This is a genomic window from Flavobacterium sp. (assembly GCF_043760115.1).
GTDB lineage: Bacteria > Bacteroidota > Bacteroidia > Flavobacteriales > Flavobacteriaceae > Flavobacterium.
Window position 1 is genome coordinate 1 of record NZ_JAYUPK010000052.1, and the last position, 8585, is coordinate 8585.

Below are 8585 nucleotides of genomic sequence, written 5' to 3' on the forward strand. Positions count from 1 at the left end.
CAATAAAGAATTTATGATAAATTGCGTAAATTATTTGTTAGATGATAACGGACTTATTAACATCAGAAACAAAGAAGTTGACTTGCCAATTCTAGACCAACAAAAAGTAATTGATAATTATACTGTTACTCAAATCATAACTATCGGAGTTCCAATTCTTATTTTAGCAGTTTTTGGTTTACTATTCACTTTCTTGCGAAAACGAAAATACAGCAAGTAATGTTAATAAAAATCTTTTTAAAATCAACTTCTTTAAGATATATTTGTAAAATATAAACTATTTGTAATAGTTAAACAAAAAAACAAGAAATGAAATTTATAGTATCCAGTTCGTACTTATTAAAACAACTACAGGTTTTAGGTAGCGTTATCAACAACAGCAATACCTTACCAATTTTAGATAACTTTCTTTTTGAATTAAACAAGAAAGAATTAACCGTTTCTTCATCAGATTTAGAAACTACAATGTCTGCAACTTTAGAAATAGAATCTACAGATAAAGGAAGCGTTGCTGTGCCAGCAAAATTATTATTAGATATTTTAAAAACGTTTCCAGAGCAACCTTTAACCTTTACAGTTGAAGAAAATAGTACTATAGAAATTAGTTCCAATTCTGGAAAATATGCCATTGCTTATGCACCAGGTGAAGAATTTCCAAAATCGGTTCAACTAGAAGAACCTTCGACAACTTTAGTTCCAGCAGAAGTTTTAGCAACAGCAATTAGCAAAACTATTTTTGCAGCAGGAAATGATGATTTACGTCCGGTTATGTCTGGAGTTTTCTTTCAATTCTCTCCAGAAGGTTTAATATTTGTTGCAACAGACGCTCATAAATTGGTAAAATATGCAAGAAACGATGTAAAAGCGTCGCAAGTTGCCGATTTTATTATGCCTAAAAAACCATTAAATATTTTAAAAAGTATTCTTGGAGCATCAGATGCAGAAGTTAAAATTGATTACAACGATGCCAATGCAACTTTCTCTTTTGAAAATTACATTCTTACTTGTAGATTAATTGATGGAAAATATCCAAATTATGAAGCCGTAATTCCGAAAGAAAATCCAAATAAATTATTAATTGATAGAACTCAGTTTTTAAATTCTGTTCGTCGTGTTGCTATTTTTTCTAATAAAACTACACATCAAATTCGATTAAAAATTGCTGGAGCAGAATTAAATATTTCTGCAGAAGATATAGATTATTCTAACAAAGCAGAAGAAAGATTGACTTGCGATTATCAAGGAGACGATATGCAAATTGGCTTTAATTCACGTTTTTTATTAGAAATGTTAAACAACTTGCAATCAGACGAAATTCAACTAGAAATGTCAATGCCAAACCGCGCCGGAATTTTAACTCCAGTTGATGGATTAGACGAAGGAGAAACAGTAACAATGTTGGTAATGCCAGTAATGTTAAACAATTAAAATTGTATATAGTATATTGTATAATTGTATAGATATTGAAAAATTTATTTAGTTTTTAAAACTATATTCCATTACAAACAAATTAAAATGTATATCGTATTTTTGTAAATTAATTACAAAATGTGATATACTTTTTTTTTATATTACTATTTTACATCATACAACAGTACAATATACAATTTTAAAAAATGATAAATCAAGAAACAATAGTAGCACTAGCAACGCCATCTGGTGCTGGAGCAATTGCAATTATTAGAATGTCTGGAAGAGATGCAATTACTATTGCGTCAGAAGTTTTTCAATCGGTTTCTGGAAAAGACATTACTACCCAAAAATCACATACAATTCATTTAGGAACACTAGTTGACGGAACAAAAATTTACGATCAAGTACTACTATCTATTTTTAAAAATCCAAATTCATACACTGGCGAAAACGTAATTGAAATTTCATGTCATGGTTCAACTTTTATACAACAGCAAATAATTCAATTATTACTAAGAAAAGGTTGCAGAATGGCACAAGCAGGCGAATTTACACTACGTGCATTTCTCAACGGAAAATTAGATTTATCTCAAGCCGAAGCAGTTGCCGATTTAATTTCGTCTGATAATGAAGCTTCACATCAAATTGCTATGCAACAAATGCGTGGTGGATTTAGTAATGAACTATCAAAATTACGTGAAGAATTATTAAATTTTGCTTCACTTATAGAATTAGAATTAGACTTTGCCGAAGAAGATGTTGCCTTTGCAGATAGAACTCAATTTAATGATTTATTAAATAGAATTGATTTTGTTTTAAAACGATTAATAGACAGTTTTGCAGTTGGAAATGTTATTAAAAATGGAATTCCAGTTGCAATAGTTGGTGAACCAAATGTTGGAAAATCAACTTTATTAAACGCATTATTAAATGAAGAACGAGCCATCGTTTCAGAAATTGCAGGAACAACTCGTGACACAATTGAAGATGAATTGGTTATTGGCGGAATTGGTTTCAGATTTATAGATACAGCAGGAATCCGTGAAACTAAAGATGTAATAGAAAGTATTGGAATCAAAAAAACATTTGAAAAAATTGAGCAAGCGCAGGTAGTTCTTTTTTTAGTTGATGGTTCTGTCTCACTGAGCGCAGTCGAAGTGCTAAAAGTTGAAATTGAAAAAATCAAAAATCAATATCCTTTAAAACCATTAGTAATTGTAATTAATAAAATAGATCAACTAAATTCAGATGAAATCACTACTATTACTTCACAACTCATAACTCATAACTCAAAACTCATAGCACTTTCTGCTAAAAACAAGACTGGTATTGACACTTTAAAGAATCAATTGTTGTCTTTTGTAAATACAGGTGCTTTAAGAAATAATGAAACAATCATTACCAATACAAGACATTACGATTCATTATTAAAAGCATTAGAAGAAATTTCTAAAGTAAAATACGGAATCGAAACCAACTTACCATCAGATTTAATGGCTATTGATATTCGTCAAGCTTTGTATTACTTTGGTGAAATTACAGGCGAAGTTACTAATGACGAACTTTTAGGGAATATTTTTGCTAATTTTTGTATTGGGAAGTAAATTTTATAATTGTATAAATCTTTTAAATGAAACACAACGAACCACAATCACCAATAATGCAAAAAGCAATGGAATTAGTGCAACTAACCATAGCTTTAGACAAACTAATTCCAGAAGAGAACGAATACTTGCAAGCCACAAGAGGTTTTATGCTAGAAAATGCTTATATAATTCCTGCAAAAATTGCTGGCGCAGAAGGTATTGGTTTGTATGATTTACAAATGGAAAATGCTGCAATAATTAGAAAAGCTGCAAGAGAATTATCGGTACAAGCAGGAAGTTTACGGTTTGAAAAAAGTATTAATGCTAACGATTACATTTTGTTAGTAAGAAATACAGTTGACGATTTTAGGTTGTTATTTATAGAATGGGTAAAAACATTTGACATCGATAATTATATTCCAGATTCTTGGGGTTTATTTAATCCGCCAGGAGTTTCTCCAGAAGATTATTTTAAAGATGATAACGGTTTACCTTATGATTCTAAAGAAAAATTAGAAGATTATGATAGAAATTACAATGACTTTTTAAATTTTGATGATGATGAAGACGATGATGATAAAAATTAAAATCATTACGTCATTTTGAGAGAAATCAATAATCAAGTTGAAATCCTTCGACTGCGCTCAGGAAGACAAACCATCTAAAATTTTAAAATATTTGTTATTTCGAATTTTTGAGAGAAATCATATAATCAAGTTGAAATCCTTCGACTGCGCTCAGCAAGACAAACCATCTAAAAATTTAAAATATTTGTCATTTCGAATTTTTGGGAGAAATCACTTAATCTAAATAAAGTTGATAATTGATATTGAAATTGAAATTGTAATTGATATTGAAATTACTCAACAACAATCTTCTTAACAACACTTTTTCCATCAAAACTAATTTTAGCAAAGTAAATTCCAGCTTGCAAATCTATAGCTATTTGTTTTTCGTTAGCAATAATTTCTTTCAAAACAATTGAACCAATCGCATTATATATTTCAATGGTACTTTCGGTTGTGATTCCAGAAATAGTAATAAAATCTTTAGCAGGATTTGGATAAACCACTACTCTATTTTCATTAAAATTAGAATTTGATAAAGTCGAAAACCAAGGTTGTCCAAAATTGACTCCAAATATATAATCTGCTAAATTTGGATAATCTATAAACGGATTTCTATTTACTTGCCAAGTATAAATATAATTGTTTCTATTCATTTCAAAATCATCACTTGCATCCAGTACATTCCAATTGAGTAATGTTGCTAAATCGCCAAGCTGACCAACAGTTGTATCTGGAATATCACCATTTACAACACTTAAAGAATTGTATCGAACTGCCATATAAAAAACGGCTCTTGCAACATCACCTTTCCAAGAACTTAAATTTCCAACTGGACCATTATAACCTGTTAATCCGTAATCTTTATTGTTTCTTAAACTATTTTCCGGTCCATCTTCAGCTCGTAAATGATGCGCGTCTGCATGTCCAGCAGTAATATCTGAAGCACTTGTAGGTAACCAAACATTTATTCCATCTGCAACTTCAGATGTTGCGTCTGTAAAACCTCCACGAGATTGAGGATAAATATGTTCTCTATTCCATTTTCCTGCATTATTGCTGGATGTTTGAAAATCAAATTTAGCTTTTGGAACTTCCTTATACATTAAAAAAACTTGATTGCTATTCAACGGATTTTGATCGCAAGCTTTTAAAATATCAACAATATCTCCATAATTATGTGCTCTTACTACTGATGGATTTGCAATTATATTTTGCAACGCTTGTTTTAATGCGTTTCCAGAAAGTCCTTCAAGTGAACTATAATAATTAACTGGTGTTGTTGGAGTTACATTTCCAAATGTTGGGTTTATTGGTGTTCCAAATGGTAATGTATAAAAATCATTATCGATAACTCTAACTTGAATTTCATCATTTAATCTGCTGTATTGTAAAGGAATTGTTCCAAATTTAATTTTTGCTAATTCATCACCTTCATCTAAAGTATCATCAATTAAAGTTAATGTAGTTGTAAAAGAATTAGAACCTGTTGGAATAAAAACTGAAGTATTTCCTATAAAATCTGAAGCAGAAAAAGTATCATTATTCAATTGAAAAGTAAATGATAAATTGCTAGAAACATTGGTTTGAGTAGTAAAAGTAACAGAAAACGAATTTCCTTCATTAACTTGATTTAATGTTGTAGAAATTGTAATTCCGTTAAAAATAAATCCACTTCCATCATTATTTGCATCTGGAGTTGGTGTTTTCACTTCAAATGTTCCATCGGCTTTTCTTTGAATAGATTGTGTGGTATTTAAACCGTTTAAGCTTTCATTTAACTGAGTAGTTATCCCAAAAGTGGTCATTAAACTACTTGCATTTGGGTCATTTGTTCCATAAACCATAGCATCGATTAAATTAGTTGCTGTTGCAGGAGAATTATTAGGAAAATCTGACGAACTTCCTAAATACAATGCAACGCCATCCGGACCATTTTGAAAAATACTTTCTGGCAAAAATTTATCTGGTACAGGTGAAACTGTTTGATTACCTATAACAAAAATTCCATTTATATCTGTTGTAAATCCATCTAAATCAATTACATAATAACTTAAATTAATTTGTGCTCCAGTTCCGTTAAATAAAACTAAAACATATCCATCTAATGCAAAATTGGGTGTTGTAGATTTTAATTCAATAAATTCTTTATCGTCTGTACTTGGTGTATCGCAATCTAACTCATTGATAAAAAGTTGTGCATTACAAAAAGAATACACTAATAAAGTAGTAAGTAATAGTAATTTTTTAAACATTTTAATATAAAATTTGAGATTACAAAATTACTAATAATAAATGAACCTAGTTTTTTTAATCGTAAAATAAAAGTTATAATTTTATGTAAAACATATCATAAAAGTTAATACTCATTTAAAAAAATCAACTATTTTTGCCAAAATTAAAAATTTAAATAATGAAAAAAATAGTTTTATTAGTTGCAATGATTGTAACTATTGCAAGTTGTAGTAAAGTAAAAAAAGGTGAATATTTAATTACCGGAATTGCTAAAGGTATTGCCGATGGTAAAATGATAATATTAAGTGGTCAAACAGATACTGGACTTCAAATTGCTGTTGATACTGTTAAAGTAAAAGGTGGAAAATTTGAAATTAAAGGAAAAGTAAACGAACCTAAAATTTACACTATTGCAATTGAGGGTTTGCAACAACCAATTCCTATAGTTCTAGAAACTGGAGAAATTGACATTACTGTTGATAAAGATAGTATTTGGAAATCTAAAATTGGAGGAACATACAATAACGACCAATTTAATTCTTTCAATACTAAAACTAACGCAATTGTTAAGAAAAAAATGGCTTTTCAAAATGCAAATATGCAGAAAGGTATGCAAGCGCAACAAGCTAACGATACTGTTACAATGAACAAGCTTAACAAAGAATTTAATGTGCTTCAAGAAGAAGAAAATAAATTTATAGAAAATTATCCTAAAGAAAATCCAAAATCTTTTTTATCGGTTTTAATTTTAGGAAATATGTTTAAATCGCCAAAATTTAATTTAGAAGACGTTAAAAAAACCTTCAATAACTTTGACGAATCTGTAAAAAATACAAAACCAGGAAAAGAACTTGCTGCAAAACTTAAAAGTATTGACAAAGCAAATACTGAAAAAAAAAAGTAATACAACCAACTAATACTTCGATTGAAGTTGGACAAGTTGCCCCAGAATTTTCGGCTAATAATCCTGACGGAATTGTTGTTTCTTCTAAAACATCGTATGGTAAAGTTACCATTATTGATTTTTGGGCTTCATGGTGCAGACCTTGTAGAGAAGAAAACCCAAATGTTGTGACAATGTATAACGAATTGCATACCAAAGGTTTAAACATAATTGGAGTGTCATTAGATTCAGATGTTGAAGCTTGGAAAAAAGCCATTGCAAAAGATAAAATTACTTGGGTACAACTATCTAATTTAAAAGGTTGGCAAGATCCAATTGCAAGATTATTCAATGTAGAACAAATACCAACAACATTTGTATTAGACAAAACTGGCAAAATTGTTGCAAGAGATTTAACTGGTGAAGCTTTAAAAGCAAAAGTAAAATCATTATTAGGTTCGTAAATTTTATAAATTTATCAAAAATGAAAAAAATAATTCTTCTTTTATTTATCGGATTAGTTACTGTATCGTTTTCATCTTATATAATTAATGAATTTGAAGTTAGCGGAAACGTTAGCGGAATTGAAAACGGAACTAAAGTAAAACTTCAAACTCAAGACGAGCAAAAAGGACTTTACATAGTTGATAGCACAACTGTTGTTAATGGAAAATTTAGCTTTAAAGGAACATCTGATGAGCCAAGTATTCATATTATTCAAATTGATAAAGTTCAAGGTGGTATTCCATTATTTATAGAAAAAGGAAAAATTAATGTTACAATTGATAAAGATTCTATTTCTAAAAGTGTAGTTGGTGGAACAAAAAACAATATTGATTTGCAAAATTTTAATAATGATATTCAGGTTTATCAAATGAAGATGCAAGAATATCAAAAATTGAATATGCAAAAATTTCAAGAAGCACAATCCAGTCAAGACAGCGTTTTAATGAATAAATTGATGAAAGATTATAACGTACTTCAAGCAAATGTTGAAAATTTCACAAAAAGTTATCCAGAAAAAAATCCAACATCGTTTATTTCTGTTTTGATTGTTGATAATCTTTTTAATTATCCAAATGCAGATATTGAAAGTATTAAAAATACTTATGCAAAACTTGATGAAACGTTAAAAAATTCTAAACCTGGAAAATCTATTCAAAGTAAAATTGCCAATTTTAAATCAATAAATATTGGTGATAAAGCGCCAGATTTTTCTGCTCCTAATCCAGAAGGCAAAGTAATTTCATTAAAAGAATCACTAGGAAAAGTAACTATTATAGATTTTTGGGCATCTTGGTGTGGACCATGCAGAAAAGAAAATCCAAGTGTAGTTGCTTTATATAATGAACTACATTCCAAAGGGTTAAACATAATTGGAGTTTCGCTTGACAAAACGTTAGCCGATTGGCAAAAAGCTATTACTAAAGATAATATTACTTGGAGTCAAGTTTCTAATTTAAAATTTTGGGATGATCCAATTGCAAAACTTTACAAAGTAGAACAAATTCCAACGGTCTATTTATTAGATAAAGACGGAAAAATTGTTGCGAAAGATTTAAGAGGTGCCGAATTAAAAGCCAAAATTTTAGAATTACTAAATAAAAAATAAAGATTAGTTTAATTATTTTTAAGTAGTAGTTTCATAACCAAACTCTTAAAAATTAATTTTAAATTACATTTAAATAAGTTTGCAAACATAAAAAGTGTTGTTATATTTGCAAACGCTTTTGGGAAGATACTCAAGCGGCCAACGAGGGCAGACTGTAAATCTGCTGTGTGAACTTCGCAGGTTCGAATCCTGCTCTTCCCACGAATAAATGCTTTAAAACAAAAAAATGTCCAAGCTTGCTTGAGCATTTTTTTGTTTAAAGTATTTTCAAAGCGTAGCTTTGTAGGAAA

7 protein-coding genes, 1 tRNA gene and 1 pseudogene are annotated in these 8585 nt (G+C 29.3%); 8 read left to right on the forward strand and 1 reads right to left on the reverse strand.

Annotated elements, in window-relative coordinates; all coding sequences use genetic code 11:
* From ACH2BC_RS04460 to ACH2BC_RS04475, 4 genes and pseudogenes are all read left to right on the forward strand, one after another.
* Window positions 1-220, forward strand: a pseudogene (locus ACH2BC_RS04460) (gliding motility-associated ABC transporter substrate-binding protein GldG); the annotation flags it as partial.
* A gap of 89 nt (window positions 221-309) precedes the next feature.
* The gene (dnaN, locus tag ACH2BC_RS04465) at window positions 310-1428 is read left to right on the forward strand and encodes a DNA polymerase III subunit beta (RefSeq protein ID WP_395052784.1); all 1119 of its coding nucleotides are present in this window, start codon (window positions 310-312) and stop codon (window positions 1426-1428) included.
* A gap of 188 nt (window positions 1429-1616) precedes the next feature.
* Window positions 1617-3017 carry a tRNA uridine-5-carboxymethylaminomethyl(34) synthesis GTPase MnmE gene (mnmE, locus tag ACH2BC_RS04470; protein WP_395052785.1) on the forward strand — a complete coding sequence of 467 codons (1401 nt, stop codon included), beginning with the start codon at window positions 1617-1619 and terminating at the stop codon, window positions 3015-3017.
* A gap of 26 nt (window positions 3018-3043) precedes the next feature.
* Complete coding sequence (locus ACH2BC_RS04475) at window positions 3044-3586, forward strand: hypothetical protein (protein ID WP_395052786.1); 543 nt, start codon at window positions 3044-3046, stop codon at window positions 3584-3586.
* Between the two features lie 272 nt (window positions 3587-3858).
* Here the strand turns inward: ACH2BC_RS04475 and ACH2BC_RS04480 are convergent, their stop codons facing one another.
* Complete coding sequence (locus ACH2BC_RS04480) at window positions 3859-5820, reverse strand: endonuclease (protein ID WP_395052787.1); 1962 nt, start codon at window positions 5818-5820, stop codon at window positions 3859-3861.
* 158 nt (window positions 5821-5978) lie between these two features.
* Between ACH2BC_RS04480 and ACH2BC_RS04485 the strand changes: the two genes are divergently transcribed.
* From ACH2BC_RS04485 to ACH2BC_RS04500, 4 genes are all read left to right on the forward strand, one after another.
* Entirely contained in the window at window positions 5979-6704 is a 726-nt protein-coding gene (locus ACH2BC_RS04485; protein ID WP_395052788.1) for a DUF4369 domain-containing protein, read from the forward strand.
* A 20-nt stretch (window positions 6705-6724) separates the two neighbouring features.
* Window positions 6725-7147 (forward strand): TlpA family protein disulfide reductase, encoded by a 423-nt coding sequence (locus tag ACH2BC_RS04490; protein WP_395052790.1) that lies wholly within the window; start codon window positions 6725-6727, stop codon window positions 7145-7147.
* 20 nt (window positions 7148-7167) lie between these two features.
* Entirely contained in the window at window positions 7168-8295 is a 1128-nt protein-coding gene (locus ACH2BC_RS04495) for a redoxin domain-containing protein (protein WP_395052789.1), read from the forward strand.
* Window positions 8296-8415: 120 nt separating this feature from the next.
* Window positions 8416-8496, forward strand: a tRNA-Tyr gene (locus ACH2BC_RS04500).
* Window positions 8497-8585: the final 89 nt, after the last annotated feature.